Origin of the sequence: Natrialba asiatica DSM 12278, from assembly GCF_000337555.1 — an archaeon.
Classification (GTDB): domain Archaea; phylum Halobacteriota; class Halobacteria; order Halobacteriales; family Natrialbaceae; genus Natrialba; species Natrialba asiatica.
Genome location: NZ_AOIO01000023.1, coordinates 1 through 14,040 on the forward strand (window position 1 = coordinate 1; position 14,040 = coordinate 14,040).

Consider the following 14,040-nt stretch of genomic DNA (forward strand, 5'->3'; position numbering starts at 1 on the left):
GCGGGGACGCCGAGTCCCGAACCGATGCCGACGAACGCCACGCCAAGGGTCCCGACCGTCGTCCAGGAGGAGCCGATCGCGAACGCGACGACGGCGGCGAGGATCGCCGCAGCGGGGAGGAACACCGACGGCGACAGCAGCTCGAGGCCGTAGTACATCATCGCGGGAATCGTCCCGGCGTCGATCCAGGTGGCGATGAGCGCGTAGATGGTGAAAATAATCAAAAGCGCCTGCAGCCCCATCATGAGGGCGTTCGAAATTCCCTCGTAGAGTTCATCCCAGGAGTAGCCAAGGTAGTACCCGTAGGCCCCTGTTGCGACGATACTCCAGAGCAACGGCGCGTGCGGATCGAGTCCGAGCACGGCCGAGCCGATGCCGAGGAAGACGACGACCAGCAAGACCGGAACGAGCGCCAGCCTGAACGAGGGCCGGCGATCCGGGTCGAGTTCGTCGATCGACGTCGGCGTAAAGTCGAGTGCCATTGGCCGTGATATGCAGCACGAGAATAAAAGGACAATGGTTTATTACCCCTAAGCATGCAATCTGGTACCGAGAACCGTGGATGCACGACACACAGTCTACCGATCGAACGGGAACCGGGGCGGTCGGCGGCGAATCGCCGCGTCTCAGTGATCAGCGTCCGCGTTCCGGTCGTTGCTCGAGCGAAACCCGGTTATTCGCCGTCGGTTTGTGGCGATTCCGTGTCCTCCGAACGCGATCGTGATTGTGACCGCGACTGGGAACTCGTGTGCGCCCGGTCTGAACTCGGTGTCGTGTCGGTGTCCTCGGTCGCGTCGAGTTCAGCGAGGTATTGTTCGGCATCGTAGCGGACGTACCCGGTGTAGAGGAAGATGAAGCCAAAGATGAGCGCGGGGACGCCGAACAGGAGAAAAAGGGCGGCCAGTGCGGTCCCGATGTCGGGCGGGAGAGCCCCAGGAGTCGGTGTGAGCATACCGGTATCGAGACGCCGTGCGGTCAAAGGCGTTCCCCCGTTTCGGCTGTGTCGTCCCATCACCTCGCCGGTTCGTATCGACGTTGGGACGAGCAGGAGTCAGTGTGAGAAGGCGCTCAGGTTCGTCTGCAGTCCCGCCGCGAGTTCGGATTTGCGCTGGAGTCGGGCGTAGGAGACCGGCAACTGCGGTGCGATTGCCGCTACCGCCTGGTGGAAGGTTTCGGCTTCGCCGTACTCGCCCGCGAGCGATTCTCGCTCGCTGGCTGGCTGGGTGCTCGCGCTGCCGGGCGTGCCGTCGAAGGCGTTGCGGACGCTTTCGCGGACCTGCCAGACGCCGACGGGGGCCCAGTAGTCGTCCGATACCTCGCGGAGGACGAGACACTTCGCCTGGCGGCCGATCGATTCGAGGTATTCGAGGACGCCGAGTCGCGCGGCGTAGTACGCGCCGGCGGTTTCTTCGACGTAGCTCGTGCGGCCGTCGTAGCCCTCGCTCGCGCTCTGGAGCCAGATGTCGCCGTTCTGGTTCGGGTTCCAGATGCTGCCCGGTGCTTTCATCTCGACGAGTTCGAACTCCCAGTTGCCGGGGGCGAGGACGATCCAGTAGCGGTTGCCCATGTACTCGTTGACCCTGACCTGCACCTCGTCGATGCTCGGTTCGGACCGGATACGGCCGCGGAGGAACTGGCTGACGGTGTCGTCGACGGCGGTAATCGACCACCGTGTCGGGACGAGCCGACGCTGTTTGGTCTCGCCGAGCGCGCCGGCCGAGAGGATCGAGTTGATGTCGTAGACGTCGAAGCCGCGCCGGTAGAGGTAGGTCATCGCGCCCTGGGCCTGCCAGTCGTCGTCCTCCAGGGTCTTCTTGACCGGTTTCGGGACGTAAGGGTTCTCCCGGAGTTCGGCGTTGCGAGCGTTTGCACGCGGGCCCCGTGGCGTCGCAACGTCCGTCCCCGCATCGAGGCTGAGATCGGGCGTGTCGTCGAGTCCGATCTCCAGGTCGACCGGTCGATCCGCGATGGCGACCTCGCGCTGGACGCCGACAAAGCCGTCCCAGCTGTCGTGGACCGAGGGGGTGAGCCGGCTGGCGATGCTCGGCGAGTCCACGTTCGCGCGCTTGTTCGAGTTCAGCAGGCCGGTCCGGCGCTGGAGCACGTCGTCGATGGCGTACCCCTGCTGGTACCAGTTGCCGTCGGTGACGTACTCCTCGGCGGCGTCCTCGTCGCCGACGGGTGAGAGCACGCCGATCGGAATGTCGGGGTAGTTCGATCGACCGACGAAGATGGAGGGTGCCGTCGATCCGACGAGGGTGTCGCCGCTGAGGGCGTCGTCAAACCGCCGTTCGAACTCCTCTAAGTGGTCCGTAATCGCGTAGGACTTTTCCTTTGCGAGGCGGCGGCGTTTTGCCTCCTCGTCGGGTTCGAGTTCCTCGATGTAGTCGTCGAGGCGCATTCACTCGCTATAGGGAGCGCTGGGGTTTGAATGTTGAGTTGCCGGGTGGCCCACGCGAGCGATCGCTAGAGTTGTAGTGCTCGGTGGCCCCCAGGCGAAATGTCAGAGGCAGCGGCCCGGCAAGCGGGCGAGGTGATCGAGTATCGTACCGGGTGTCGACCATCGCCAATCAGCCAGCAGCCAGTGGCTAGCAGACAGCGGGCACCAGGCCGCACTTACTGCTTTCCCCCAGGTCATAAAGTAACCTCCCGGGCGTTTTCTGAGTCAGATAATCCTCGAAGAGGGAGGGAGTTGACGGCAGGGGGTCGGATCGGTAGCCGCTGAACCGGATGCACGTGCGCGTTGAGATCCTTCGTTCGGATTCGGGTTCGGATTCGGGTTCGGATTCGAGTTCGAGTTGGAACACGCAAAAGACAACCGTTAAAAACGGCGGGCGGAAAGGGAGGGGTATGAGTACGACGGACGATCGCCAGACACGGTCCTGCGTCTCCTGTGGGATCAATATCGCCGGCACGAACGCAGCCGCGTTCAAGTGCCCGGAGTGTGGCCAGCAGATTTACCGCTGTGCCAAGTGTCGCAAGCAGAGCAACCTGTACGAGTGCCCCGACTGCGGGTTTACCGGGCCCTGAGGTGTTACGATGGGAAAAGTAGCTGCCAAAATCAAGGTCATGCCGGACAGCCCAGAGATCGACCTGGACGCGCTCCAGGAGCGTCTCGAGACCGCCCTTCCGGAGGGTGCGAAGATCAACGGCGTCGAGCGTGAGGAGGTCGCATTCGGCCTCGTCGCACTGTACCCGACCGTGATCGTCCCCGACGGTGCGGGCGGCACGGAAACCGTCGAGGAGAACTTCACTGGCGTTGACGGCGTCGAAAGCGTCGATGTCGACAACGTCGGTCGGATATAACGCGCTACTGCAGATTGCGGATCGCTTTTCGCGAGGGTATTCGTTCGGTTAGTCGACGGTTCGTTTGGCGTCGGAATCGATCGCCGTGAGGTACTGTTCGAGGAGATCCGGGAACTCTCGGCCCCTGATGTAGCGCAGGCCGAAGTCCTCGGTCCAGTCGATGATACCCGTGTCCTCGGTGACGACGCCGGCGTCGAGTTCACGAGCGAGGATCAGCAGGTCGAAGTCCTCCCGGGAGTCGAGCACGCCGGTTCGCATGGCGTTGCGGTACTTCTCGCGGAGGTCGGAGATGATCGCGTCGGTCTCGGTCTTGTGGTCGTGCTCCGGAACCGTCTCGTCGGTTGCGGTTTCGGCGCGCCGGACTGCGGTTTCGGAAACGCGGAGGCCGCGGTCGACGCGGCCGCTCATCTCGTCGACGAAACTGTAGACGACGTGGGCGGGAATGGTGACCGCGTACCGGTCCGGGTGTTTGCGGATGATCCAGGTGTTGAGCCGGGAGAAGACCGCGTCGTCGACCTCGCGGTCCGCGAGTATCGTCGTGAGCTCGTCGTGGATCGTCGGCGGGACGTAACACGAGATGCCGAGGTTGAGTCGGGCGTTCGCGATCAACTCGAGGAGTCGAAGGATGGCCGACTCGAGCGATTCGTCGTCCTGTCGAATCTCCTCGGTGAGAAACAGCGAGGTATCGAGGACGAACCGCTGTTTGAACGCCCCGCTGGAGGTGGCCGTGGCCATGGAGAGTGTAGGGGTCGAACGGGCAAATAACCCCATCGCAGCGAGAACAGCCGGTCTCGAGAGGTTACGTCACGGGTCGGGTTGCCGGTCGCGATTGGCACCCAGATCGGCTTGGGAGACGATCTGTGCGCCGCGGTCGGAGAGGTCGACGGTAACGTCTTCGGTGACGGCCTTGCTGATCTCGTCGATATTGCCCGCAAGCACCGTCAGGATGTCGTCGGGATTTGCGTACAGGAGCATGTTTCCGTCCTGTCCCTCGGCGACGAGTTGCGTGTCGTTCAGGACGATCTGGTTGTTCTGAATCGTCGCGGCGACGACCGGCAGCGCCTCGGGCTTGCCGGGTTCGTCGTCGCGGACGCGACGGATGTGGACGGCGTCGAGATCGAGCACCTCCTTGTACTCCTGGATCTTCTCGGCGCAGTCGACCATGTCCTGGAGGAGTTCCGACTTCTGGGCGCTCGCGTGATCGCCGTCGAGACAGTGCTGACAGACGCGGAGTTCGATTCGCATTGCCCGTCAGTTGTGCCCCCAACCCGATGAGAATTCCGCTTGGCTCCCACCGGTCGGCGCCGTCCGCACGAACTCGTTCCTGCCGGTCAACGGTAGATATAAGTCACTACCGTTCAACAATTAGAACGGAAGCCACGACGCCGGGTACGAAAGTGCCCCGGGTGCTGTAACACCCGAGACGTGGCTTCTAACGCGCAGCTCGAAGCCATGTTTGCGTACATTCTCACGGGATATAAACATCCCGCACGACTGACGCATCGATCAATTCGATCAGCAACGCGATTCTCCTGCCGGAGTACGAGCACAACGAGGTGTCAGTTGTCATGATCAACGACGCCAACGACACCGCCGATAGTGGCAACGAGGACGACACCGGCCACCCCGACCGACTCGCCCAGTGTGAACTCCCGCGCTGTCCCCGCTGTGACAGACCCGTCGCACAGACCACTATGCTCGGCCCCGGCGAGGCCGTCGCCAGCCCCTGCGGCTGTCGCGTCGCCCCGCCGGACCCCGACCGACCCGGGTCCGACTGATCCTCGCGATCCGAGTTCAGCCGCGTCGCAGCCGCGTTGGTGAACTCGGGTCGCGGCGGGCAGCCGAGTTGGCAGGGGTGTTCGAGACGACCACCATCACCGTCACCACCACAGCCATCGGAACCACGGCGACAGCTACCGACACTACCGCACAACTCGGCCCGCAAACGCGACGCTCGGGTGAACTCGCACGCGCTTCACTGAACTCGTCACCGGACGCCTCATCCCCATCGACAGCACGCGGTTTCGAGAGCGCCGAGAGAAACGCGGAGAACGGCCGTTGCGTTCGGAAACGCCGAGTTTAGGACAGTTGTTTCGACAGCCACTCCAGATTCGTCGCGATCGCCGCGAGAACGATCGCCCCGATCGAGATCAGGATCAAGAACGTCGAGACGACGCTCACCATCGGATCGAGCGCCTGGCGGATCTGCGTCCAGGCGAGCACCGGAATCGTCGTCGTGCTCGGCGTCGAGAGGAACAACGCCATCACGAACTCCTGGAGGCTGATGATGAACGCGAGCAGCGCGCCGACGAGGATGCCGTGTTTCACGTTCGGCAGGACGACGTGGACGAACGAGCGCACGGGTCCCGCACCGAGGTCGTGGGCCGCGTCGAGTTGCTGCCAGTCGAACCGGCTGAAGACCGATCGCATGACGAAGTAGACCAGCGGCGTCGCCCAGAGCGTGTGCGCCAGGATGATACTCGCGTAGGAGCCGCGCAGGCCGACCTCGCTGAAGTACATCAACAGCGTGATGCCGAGGACCACCGGCGGGATCAACAGCGGGATCAGCACGAGCGGTTGCAGTATCGCCCCGAGGGAGTCGTCGGTGTCGAGTTCCTGCCCGAAGGCACCCGTCACGCCGAGGAACGACGCGAGCAGCGCCGTCCCGACACCGATGATAATGCTGTTCGTGAAGGCTCTGAGCCAGCGCGTACTCTCGAAGAACTCGCCGTACCAGACGAGCGAGTAGCTCTCGGGCGGGAAGGCGAGCCGGCCCGCCTGCGAGAACGACGTGACGACGACGACGAACAGCGGCAGCAGCATGAACACTAGCAGTGCCAGGTAGCTGGCGCGGAACACGCGGTTTTCGACGGTTTCTCTATGCAAGGTCGAAGTCACCTCCGAAGCGGTTGAGGATCGCAAAGAGAGCGCCCGTGCTGATGAGCATCAGGACGAGCATGATGACCGAAAAGGCGGCGGCGGTGGGGTAGCGCTGGTCGGTCAGGAGGAGTCTCTCGATGTAGATTGCGAACGTGTAATTGTCCGAGAGCAGCCCCGGCGCGGCGTACGAGCCGACGCTCCAGGCGAAGGAAATGACGGTCGCGACGATCACGCCCGGCATCACCTGAGGGACGACGACTTCGACCACCGACCGCGGTCGACTCGCGCCGAGGTCGCGCGCCGCCTCGACGATGTCCCAGTCGATCGTCGCCATAACGCTGTAAATCGCCAGGACGGCGTACGGGAGGACGATGTAGAGTTGACCGATCCCGGCACCGACTGTGCCCGGCACGAACTGAATCGGTTCCGAGAGGAGGTTCAACGAGAGCAGAATATCGTTTACCGTGCCCGTCGGCGAGAGCAGCGGCGTGAACGCGTAGGTCCGGATGACCAACGTCGTAAGCAGCGGCAGGATAACCGAGAACAACAGGAGCGACTTGACGAGGCCGTTCGAGCGCCAGATCGCGTACGCGTAGAACAGGGCGATACCGACGGTTACGATCGTCACGGCCCCGCCCAAGACGAACGAGTAGACGAGAATACTCCAGAATAGATCGAACGAGAGGATGTTCTCGATCACCGACGAATACGCATCGAGCGACCACGTCCCCGGTTCGTAGGGGAGATCGGCCGATCCGGATGCGACGCTAATCCGCAGCAGGATGAAGAACGGAATCACGAAGACCAGCAACTCGAACGCGATCAGCGGTGCCATCAACAGCAGCGCCCGCCGCGAGTTCGACTGGCCGACGACCGCATCTCGAATTCGGTCGAGTGAACTCGGGTCGTGCGTGTTCGTAGTAGTCATTGGTATCTCAGGTATTATAGGGTAACGCGCGTGCCATCGTCACTGAACGCGAGCACGTCCTCACCGTCCCACTCGAGTCGAATGTCGTCGCCGGCGGCGTGGGCACCGGTGCTCGCGTCGGTTCGTTCGGCGAACATGGACGATCCGTTGATCGAGACGGAGTAGCGCACGGTCGACCCGCGGTAGATGACGTTTTCGACCGTGCCGGTGACGGCGTTGTGTGCGCTTCCGTCCGTGGCGACCGCCTGTTTGCCAGCCGGTTCGTGGCGACCGGTCTCGCCGTCGATCGAGAGGATTTCGGGACGCAGCGACAGCGTGAGGCCGGTTCCCTCGTCGACGGCCGGTTCGGCGTCCGTCGGTAAGACGAGTTCGGTACCGAGTTCGGTATCGACGTGAACGGCGTCCGAACTCGTGCGCGTGACGACGGCGTCGACGAAGTTGGTGTCGCCGAGGAAGGCCTCGATAAAGCGATTCTTCGGGTTCTCGTAGACCTCGTCGGGGTCGCCGACCTGGACGAGTTCGCCTTCGTTCATGATGCCGATCCGGTCGGCGAGCGTGAACGCCTCGTCCTGGTCGTGCGTGACGTGGACGAACGTTTCCTCCAGGTCCTCGTGGATTTCGCGAAGTTCGATCTGCATGTCCTCGCGGAGCCGTTTGTCGAGGTTCGACAGCGGTTCGTCGAGCAAGAGCACGTCTGGATTGACCGCGAGCGAGCGGGCGAGCGCGACGCGTTGTTTCTGACCGCCGCTCAGATTCGTCGGGTCGTCGTCGCCGTAGCCGCCCATCTGGACGCGTTCGAGCATCGACCGGGCTCGGGTGTGGCGCTCGTCTTTCGACATGCCGCGCATCTTCAGTCCGAACGCGACGTTTTCGAGGACGGACTTGTGCGGGAACAGCGCCCAGTCTTGGAAGACGGTCGAGGTGTTTCGCTCGTAGGCTGGCTGGTCGGTAACGTCGTCCGCCTCGATCGAGATGGTGCCGCTCGTCGGCGTCTCGAGCCCGGCGATCATGCGGAGCGTCGTGGACTTTCCGCTTCCGCTCGGGCCGAGCAGGCACAACAGTTCGCCGTCCCGAATCTCGACCGAAACGTCTTCGACGGCGGTCGTTTCGCCATACTGCTTTTCGAGGTCGTGTAGCGTGATCTCTGACATTGGTATCTGGTATCGTGTTCACTCAGAACTTGGACACTCGTGTGTGCTCTTTCGCTGGTGCAATCAGGAACGCTGTTGGATACTCGTGAACTCGTCGGAGAGGGTCGCGTTGTGTTCGGAGAGGAACTCCCAGTCGGGGAACGCGATGTTCTGTGCTTCCTCGGTCGTCGTCGGGAGGTCCTCCTCCAGGCCGCTGGCGTACTCGATGTTCTCGTTGCTGAACACCATCGGATGACTCTCGGACCAGGTAGACTGCACGTCGGAATCGAGCAGGAAGTTGATGAACTGCTCGGCCTCGTCTCGCTTGTCGGTTCCGCGGACGACACACCAGTTGTTGAGCCAGCCCGTCGTCTGCTCTGGCATCGTGTGGGTCAGCCCGTCGTAGTCCTGGATGTCGTAGGCCGTCTGATCGTAGTACCACTGGGCCGCGTCGATGACGCCGTTCTCGAACGCCTGCCAGATGTCCTCGCCCGAACTCGCCCAGCTCTGGACGTTCCAGTCTGCGACCTGGGCGAGCACATCTTCGTGGTACGCCGTATCGTGCATCTCCTCAGCACCGTCCTCCTCGTCCATGCCGATCGCCGCAGCGTAGAGGGGGTACCACCAGAACCCGGTATCGACGCCGATTCCCGAACTCGATTCGATCGCAGCCGACGAGAGGTCGCCCCAGGTTTCGGGATCGACATCCCCATCCTCGCGGTGGATGATCGTACAGGGCGCGCCGTCGACCGGCAACCCGTACTCCGTGTTTCGCATCTCCCGATAGAAGTCGATGATCTCCTCGGCGTTGGGAACGTTCTCCGTCCGAATTGGTTCGAAGAGATCGTCCTGGCGACCGTAGTAGTAGAAATTCCCCTCGGCGACGGTCACGTCGAACGGCGGGTCGTCCGCTGGTGCCGTCTGGATATCCGTGAGGATGTTGCTCCAGCCGGGATAGATCTCGATCGGCGTTTCGAACTCGTCTTCGTACCGTCCGACGACGCCCTCTTCGAAGCGATCCGCATAATTCCCGCTCCAGATACTCACGCGCAACGGATCTCCGTGCCCGAGCAATTTGGCACACCCAGCGAGTGCGGTAACAGATCCCACTGCCGTTGCGGACAGTAGCCGGCGTCTCGATGTCGATTTGCCCACAGATTCGGTTTTCGACTCAATCGCTGACTTCGTTTTACTGGTCTCTGCATCCCGTTCTGGGCCTGCAGCCATTGGTGCCCCGGTTCTACCCGGGTTGCGACATAAAACCGTTGTGATATTCGAAAGACATCTCGGCGACACGAAACGAGTTCAGGAGCGGAGTCGGCGACTCCGAGCGCAACCGTCCGGAAAAGATACCCGCTACTGGGCCGGCGTACTCACTCTACTGTTTCGGCGGGATCAACGACCTCGCCGGTTGCGGGGTAGACGCCAACCTGGTCGCAGATATCGGCCATCGGACACGCCTCCGGATCGTCGAGACAGGCCGGCTTCCGCGCCGTACAGAACTCGCGGCCGAACTGGATCGTCGCGGTGTGGCCGAACCCGCACTTCGCGGTCGGCACCTCGTCTTCTAACACCTCGCGCACGTCCTCGTGATCCGCGTCCGGCGGTGCGATCCCCAGCCGCCGATAGATTCGGTGAACGTGGGTATCGACGGGGAAGACGCCGCTACGACCGCCAGCAAAGAGCAACACGCAGTCGGCCGTCTTCGGGCCGACGCCACGAACGTCGAGCAGCGTCTCGCGGACCTCGCCGGGCGCTTCGTCCGTGACAAAAGCGTCGAACGCGGCCGCCGAGCCGAACTCGTCACAAACCCGCTCGGCAGCACCGATTATCACCTCGGATTTCTGGTTGTAGAGCCCGGCGGAACTGATCGTTTCGGCGAGTTGCGTCTGCTCCGCAGCGCCGAGTTCAGCGGCGAGATCGACATCGGAACCGCCGTAGCGGTCGATCAGGGCGTCGTGAGCCGGTTGACTCGCCTTGTCGCTCGTGTTCTGGCTCAAGATGGTGCGGACGAGACAGGTAAAGGCGTCCTGCCCGCCGTAGGTTTTCTGCCAGTATCGTTCGCCGAGTCGATCGACGACGCGTTCGGCCCGGGTATCCGCGCTTGCGGGGTTGAACTCGGCGGCGACGCCACCACCCGTGGTTCCACCGCTAATGTTGACGGCGGGTTCGGGGTCGGAATCCGACTTTGCGTCCGGGTCCGAATTCGAGTTCGCGTTCGACTCCGAGCGTCCCGGATTCGAATCGTCGCGCATAGGACGAAATCAGTACGGAACGCTCATCGGTCTTTCTCTCTCCCTCTCTCTCTCGCGCGCGGTCTTGCCGTGGCCGCATCCACCGTTCAGCTATTGGACTCCAGAAAACGCGCCTTCCGGGACGCTTAGTGGCTGAGCGGATCTTCGACCTTGCAGGCGAATTTCTCCCCGCACTCGCCACACGTCGCCGACCGATCGTAGCCGTCGGTCAGCGAACCGGTCCGTTCGCGCGTTCGAAGGACCGTGCGGTTGATATCGACGCCGACTTTCGTCTCGCAGTGCGGACAGATAACGCGTTGTGACATACTGATCGATGAGCGCTCTCCCATATCGGTGTTCTGGCCGTCTGCCGAGTCGCTACTCGACCGTCACCGTCACCGTCACCTCGGCACCCGAGGAAAGCGCTGCAACGAGTTCACGATCGAATCCCTCGGCGGCGAACGAAGCCCCGACCACGACCGTTCGATCGTCGACGTAGTCGCTGGTCCGCCCGACCGCGCTGCGCTCGTTGGTGAACTCGAGGTCGGGATGGCCGCGACCCGTGACCGACTCGCGGTGGCCGTCGGCCTCGACGGTGACGGTGATCGTCGCGTCCGCGTCCCGGCACGCGGCGACGAACTCGGGGTCGAAATCGGCGGGCGCGCGGTCGGCGTCGATCGCGAGGATGCAGTCGCCCGCGGGGGTCAGGTAGTCGTCGGTCGTTATCTCGAAGGTGCTCGCGTGGGCGGCGCTGACGTGTTCGTGTCCCGTCGCGTGGATGATTTCCTCGTAGCTCTCGCCCCCGTCGTCCGAATCGCCGGTCATACCCGAGCGACGGACCCTGGTGCAGAAAACAGGTGCGACTTCGATCGGTCCTTGCGACCCGCGAGATATCGACGTCGCGCGAAATTACAGCAAACTCGCGCCGTCGAACTCGCTCCGGTTGAACTCGATGTCCATCAGATCGAGAATGGTCGGCGCGATATCGAAGAGGTCGGCGTCGCCGATGGAGGCGTCCGGATCGTCGATGTACAGCGAGGTATCGTCGAAGTTGTGCATGCCGTTTCGCGGCCCGGTCGTGAACACTTCCGAATCCGCTTTGAACCCGGACTTCAGGTCGAACCCGTTGCTCGGAATCGCGACCAGGTCCGGCGCGATGTCGTCGTGGTCGCCGCGGAAGGCGTCTTCCTTCTCGACGACGCGGTCGACGACCGGCCGTCCCTCCGGCCCCTCGAGGGCCTCGAGTTCGGCTTTCAACTCGTCGCGGACCGCATCGTACTCGTCTTCGGGGACCGAGCCGCGGGGCTCGCGGCCCTCGAGATTGATGTAGAACCGGCCGGGGATGAACGAGTAGGCCCTCGTTTCGTCGGCGATATCGCCCAGTTCTTCCGGCTCGTCGGTATTGAAGGAGAGCCAGCCGTTCTCCCGAAGCCACTCGTTGAAGTGGACCTCGTAATCCAGGCTGGTAAAGCCGTGGTCCGAGGCGACGATGAGGGTCACGTCCTCCGGCAGCGTCTCGCGCAGGCGACCGATGTAGTCGTCGACCGCCTGGTAGAACTCGATGAACTCGTCTTTGTACTGGCCGTCGCGCTCGTAGTCTTTGAAGAGGAAGTGGTTGACTCGGTCGGTCGTCATGAAGACGCCGAAGAAGAGGTCCCAGTCGTCCTCCTCGAGGTAGTGTTTGAACGCCTCGAATCGGGCGTCGATCGTCTCGTGGGCGTCCTCGATGAACGCGTCCTTGTTCTCGTCGTGCCCCAGTTTCGGGTTAACGTCGATCCGGTAGTCGAGCGTGTCGAGGTAGTCCCGAACGTCGTCGGGGTAGGCTGCCTTTTCGAGACCTGGCGAGAGGAATCCGGAGACCATCCGCTGGACGTTGCGCTGTGGCGGGAACGTGACGGGGACGTTCATGACGGTCGCCTTGCGACCGTCCTCCTGGACGCGGTCCCAGACGCGGGTGGCCTGGACTTCGCTGCCCATCGGAACGTAGGTGTCATAGGTCCCAACTTCGCGATCCTGAAAACCGTAGACGCCCGTTTCGCCGGGATTGACGCCGGTCGTCAGCGACGGCCAGCAGGCGCTCGATTCGGGCGGCACGATGCTCGAGATCTCGCTTGCGGTGCCGTCGGCCGCGAGTTCGGCCATGTTGGGGAACAGGTCCTCGTTCTCCGAGAGGAGACTATACGGCACACCGTCGATTCCGATAAAGGCGACACGGGGTGATTCGTCGCCCCGCAGTCGATCGAAGAGACCCATAGGCGGACGTAGTTCGACCGCATACAAGAAGGTTCGTTTCGAGACACTCTTTTGAGAAGGGGGATAGTTCCTGTACGGATTTCTCGCTCCCGTCTTCCGCTGGCTCTAACGGAAAACCGTCCGTCGGCAGAGCGGGAGGACGGAGGGGATCGAAACGGGACACCAGGCGGCGGAGAGAACGGAGTCAGTGCTCGTCGTCGCGGTCGGTCGGCTCGGGTTCAAAGTTCGTCGGAACCACCGTCAGGTGGCGCATCCCGACGCCGGCGCTGGACTGGTCGTCGGCCGGCTCTGACTCGCGTGGGGACGGGTTCGTTGCTGCCATGACGATTCGATCTACGACCCGTACCCGGTTAAAATTACCCATGCTCATAATGCATGAGTCGGATAGCATCGAATAACTCGGGTGAATCGACGGCCGGACGAAGAGAACGTGGAGTGTGAACGCCGGCGCTGCGAGAACGGTTACTCGAAGCGCTCTTCGTAGAGATCCTGTGCGTGTTCGATCGCGTCGTAGGCGGCCTGCTTGTCCTCCCAGCCCTGCGTCTCGACTTCCTTGCCCGCCTCCAGGTTCTTGTAGGTCGAGAAGAACTCGTCGATCTCGTCGAGTTGCTGCTGCGGGATGTCGTCGAGATCCTCGATGTGATCGTAGCGCGGGTCCTCGGTGGGAACGGCGATNCACGATTCCGCGCGTCGACCGCGTCCCAGTCGTCCGGATCGCCGGTGCCCTCGAGCGGGATTTCGATCGCGCGCGAGAGGTCGTCGATCTCGTCGAGTTGCTGCTGCGGGATGTCGTCGAGATCCTCGATGTGATCGTAGCGCGGGTCCTCGGTGGGAACGGCGATGACCTTGTCGTCCTGCTCGCCGTCGTCGTCCATCTTCATCAGCGCGACGGGGCGCGCTTCGATGACGCAGCCGGGGAACGTCTGGTCCTCGACGAGCACGAGCACGTCGAACGGATCTTCGTCATCGTAGTACGACTGCGGGATGAAACCGTAGTCGCTGGGATAGTGGACGTTGCTGTGGAGCACGCGGTCCAGGACGACGCCCGGGACGTCCTTGTCGTACTCGTACTTGTTCCGCTCGCCCTTGAGACACTCGACGACGGCGTAGATCTCTTCGGGCGGATTCGGTCCGGTCTCTACATCTTCCCAGAGATTGACCATGCACCGCACACTCTACGGTGGATCAAAAAGTACTTTCCTAATCACGTTTCACGTTCTACGTGACGGTTGCCAGACAGCCGACACACGGGCACCAGATGTGGACCCACCCCACATTCGCCGCCAACCCGCAAATCCCGCCGAAACCG

At 62.7% G+C, this 14,040-nt stretch carries 16 protein-coding genes and 3 pseudogenes; 3 read left to right on the forward strand and 16 right to left on the reverse strand.

The features are described from left to right. From C481_RS09090 to C481_RS09100, 3 genes and pseudogenes are all read right to left on the reverse strand, one after another. A pseudogene (locus tag C481_RS09090) lies at positions 1-482 on the reverse strand (arginine:ornithine antiporter); the annotation flags it as partial. A 191-nt stretch (positions 483-673) separates the two neighbouring features. After that, complete coding sequence (locus C481_RS09095; protein ID WP_006108894.1) at positions 674-952, reverse strand: hypothetical protein; 279 nt, start codon at positions 950-952, stop codon at positions 674-676. A gap of 99 nt (positions 953-1,051) precedes the next feature. Next, positions 1,052-2,401, reverse strand: coding sequence for an Nre family DNA repair protein (locus C481_RS09100; protein ID WP_006108895.1), 1,350 nt, complete (start codon positions 2,399-2,401; stop codon positions 1,052-1,054). A 449-nt stretch (positions 2,402-2,850) separates the two neighbouring features. Between C481_RS09100 and C481_RS21175 the strand changes: the two genes are divergently transcribed. Together C481_RS21175 and C481_RS09105 are read left to right on the forward strand one after the other, a co-directional pair. Continuing rightward, a complete protein-coding gene (locus C481_RS21175; RefSeq protein WP_006108896.1) occupies positions 2,851-3,030 on the forward strand; it encodes an HVO_2753 family zinc finger protein in 180 nt (59 codons plus the stop codon). A 9-nt stretch (positions 3,031-3,039) separates the two neighbouring features. Further along, complete coding sequence (locus tag C481_RS09105) at positions 3,040-3,306, forward strand: elongation factor 1-beta (RefSeq protein ID WP_006108897.1); 267 nt, start codon at positions 3,040-3,042, stop codon at positions 3,304-3,306. Between the two features lie 48 nt (positions 3,307-3,354). Here the strand turns inward: C481_RS09105 and C481_RS09110 are convergent, their stop codons facing one another. Both C481_RS09110 and C481_RS09115 read right to left on the reverse strand, forming a co-directional pair. Continuing rightward, on the reverse strand, positions 3,355-4,041 hold the full coding sequence (locus C481_RS09110) for an RNA ligase partner protein (RefSeq protein WP_006108898.1): 687 nt from the start codon (positions 4,039-4,041) through the stop codon (positions 3,355-3,357). A gap of 69 nt (positions 4,042-4,110) precedes the next feature. Next, on the reverse strand, positions 4,111-4,551 hold the full coding sequence (locus tag C481_RS09115; RefSeq protein ID WP_006108899.1) for a hypothetical protein: 441 nt from the start codon (positions 4,549-4,551) through the stop codon (positions 4,111-4,113). Positions 4,552-4,874: 323 nt separating this feature from the next. On the opposite strand from C481_RS09115, the gene C481_RS09120 reads away from it, so the two are divergent. Continuing rightward, positions 4,875-5,084 carry a hypothetical protein gene (locus tag C481_RS09120; protein ID WP_006108900.1) on the forward strand — a complete coding sequence of 70 codons (210 nt, stop codon included), beginning with the start codon at positions 4,875-4,877 and terminating at the stop codon, positions 5,082-5,084. Between the two features lie 301 nt (positions 5,085-5,385). Here the strand turns inward: C481_RS09120 and C481_RS09125 are convergent, their stop codons facing one another. From C481_RS09125 to C481_RS09170, 11 genes and pseudogenes are all read right to left on the reverse strand, one after another. Further along, complete coding sequence (locus tag C481_RS09125) at positions 5,386-6,192, reverse strand: ABC transporter permease (protein ID WP_006108901.1); 807 nt, start codon at positions 6,190-6,192, stop codon at positions 5,386-5,388. Next, positions 6,185-7,114, reverse strand: coding sequence for an ABC transporter permease (locus C481_RS09130; RefSeq protein WP_006108902.1), 930 nt, complete (start codon positions 7,112-7,114; stop codon positions 6,185-6,187). Before C481_RS09130 ends, C481_RS09125 begins: the two co-directional genes overlap by 8 nt. A 14-nt stretch (positions 7,115-7,128) precedes the next feature. Beyond that, positions 7,129-8,265 carry an ABC transporter ATP-binding protein gene (locus C481_RS09135; RefSeq protein WP_006108903.1) on the reverse strand — a complete coding sequence of 379 codons (1,137 nt, stop codon included), beginning with the start codon at positions 8,263-8,265 and terminating at the stop codon, positions 7,129-7,131. A 63-nt stretch (positions 8,266-8,328) separates the two neighbouring features. Next, positions 8,329-9,471 carry an ABC transporter substrate-binding protein gene (locus tag C481_RS09140; protein ID WP_049904550.1) on the reverse strand — a complete coding sequence of 381 codons (1,143 nt, stop codon included), beginning with the start codon at positions 9,469-9,471 and terminating at the stop codon, positions 8,329-8,331. A 146-nt stretch (positions 9,472-9,617) separates the two neighbouring features. Beyond that, on the reverse strand, positions 9,618-10,499 hold the full coding sequence (locus C481_RS09145; RefSeq protein ID WP_006108905.1) for an endonuclease III domain-containing protein: 882 nt from the start codon (positions 10,497-10,499) through the stop codon (positions 9,618-9,620). Between the two features lie 125 nt (positions 10,500-10,624). Next, entirely contained in the window at positions 10,625-10,804 is a 180-nt protein-coding gene (locus tag C481_RS09150; RefSeq protein ID WP_006108906.1) for a hypothetical protein, read from the reverse strand. Between the two features lie 52 nt (positions 10,805-10,856). After that, positions 10,857-11,303: a DUF371 domain-containing protein gene (locus C481_RS09155; protein WP_006108907.1), complete on the reverse strand. Its 447-nt coding sequence runs from the start codon at positions 11,301-11,303 to the stop codon at positions 10,857-10,859. A gap of 84 nt (positions 11,304-11,387) precedes the next feature. Next, positions 11,388-12,731, reverse strand: coding sequence for an alkaline phosphatase family protein (locus C481_RS09160; RefSeq protein ID WP_006108908.1), 1,344 nt, complete (start codon positions 12,729-12,731; stop codon positions 11,388-11,390). Positions 12,732-12,915: 184 nt separating this feature from the next. Beyond that, positions 12,916-13,053, reverse strand: a complete 138-nt coding sequence (locus tag C481_RS22165; RefSeq protein ID WP_006108909.1) for a hypothetical protein — start codon at positions 13,051-13,053, stop codon at positions 12,916-12,918. A gap of 140 nt (positions 13,054-13,193) precedes the next feature. Then, positions 13,194-13,409 (reverse strand): annotated as a pseudogene (locus tag C481_RS21180) (inorganic diphosphatase); the annotation flags it as partial. Between the two features lie 77 nt (positions 13,410-13,486). Beyond that, positions 13,487-13,894: pseudogene (locus C481_RS09170) on the reverse strand (inorganic diphosphatase); the annotation flags it as partial. Positions 13,895-14,040 lie beyond the last annotated feature (146 nt).

Excerpts from the sequence above, each read along its gene's own strand:
- C481_RS09095 (WP_006108894.1), bottom strand. The coding sequence starts at position 952 with ATGCTCACACCGACTCCTGGGGCTCTCCCGCCCGACATCGGGACCGCA.
- C481_RS09100 (WP_006108895.1), bottom strand. The coding sequence starts at position 2,401 with ATGCGCCTCGACGACTACATCGAGGAACTCGAACCCGACGAGGAGGCA.
- C481_RS21175 (WP_006108896.1), top strand. The coding sequence starts at position 2,851 with ATGAGTACGACGGACGATCGCCAGACACGGTCCTGCGTCTCCTGTGGG.
- C481_RS09105 (WP_006108897.1), top strand. The coding sequence starts at position 3,040 with ATGGGAAAAGTAGCTGCCAAAATCAAGGTCATGCCGGACAGCCCAGAG.
- C481_RS09110 (WP_006108898.1), bottom strand. The coding sequence starts at position 4,041 with ATGGCCACGGCCACCTCCAGCGGGGCGTTCAAACAGCGGTTCGTCCTC.
- C481_RS09115 (WP_006108899.1), bottom strand. The coding sequence starts at position 4,551 with ATGCGAATCGAACTCCGCGTCTGTCAGCACTGTCTCGACGGCGATCAC.
- C481_RS09120 (WP_006108900.1), top strand. The coding sequence starts at position 4,875 with ATGATCAACGACGCCAACGACACCGCCGATAGTGGCAACGAGGACGAC.
- C481_RS09130 (WP_006108902.1), bottom strand. The coding sequence starts at position 7,114 with ATGACTACTACGAACACGCACGACCCGAGTTCACTCGACCGAATTCGA.
- C481_RS09135 (WP_006108903.1), bottom strand. The coding sequence starts at position 8,265 with ATGTCAGAGATCACGCTACACGACCTCGAAAAGCAGTATGGCGAAACG.
- C481_RS09140 (WP_049904550.1), bottom strand. The coding sequence starts at position 9,471 with ATGGCTGCAGGCCCAGAACGGGATGCAGAGACCAGTAAAACGAAGTCA.
- C481_RS09145 (WP_006108905.1), bottom strand. The coding sequence starts at position 10,499 with ATGCGCGACGATTCGAATCCGGGACGCTCGGAGTCGAACGCGAACTCG.
- C481_RS09150 (WP_006108906.1), bottom strand. The coding sequence starts at position 10,804 with ATGTCACAACGCGTTATCTGTCCGCACTGCGAGACGAAAGTCGGCGTC.
- C481_RS09155 (WP_006108907.1), bottom strand. The coding sequence starts at position 11,303 with ATGACCGGCGATTCGGACGACGGGGGCGAGAGCTACGAGGAAATCATC.
- C481_RS09160 (WP_006108908.1), bottom strand. The coding sequence starts at position 12,731 with ATGGGTCTCTTCGATCGACTGCGGGGCGACGAATCACCCCGTGTCGCC.
- C481_RS22165 (WP_006108909.1), bottom strand. The coding sequence starts at position 13,053 with ATGGCAGCAACGAACCCGTCCCCACGCGAGTCAGAGCCGGCCGACGAC.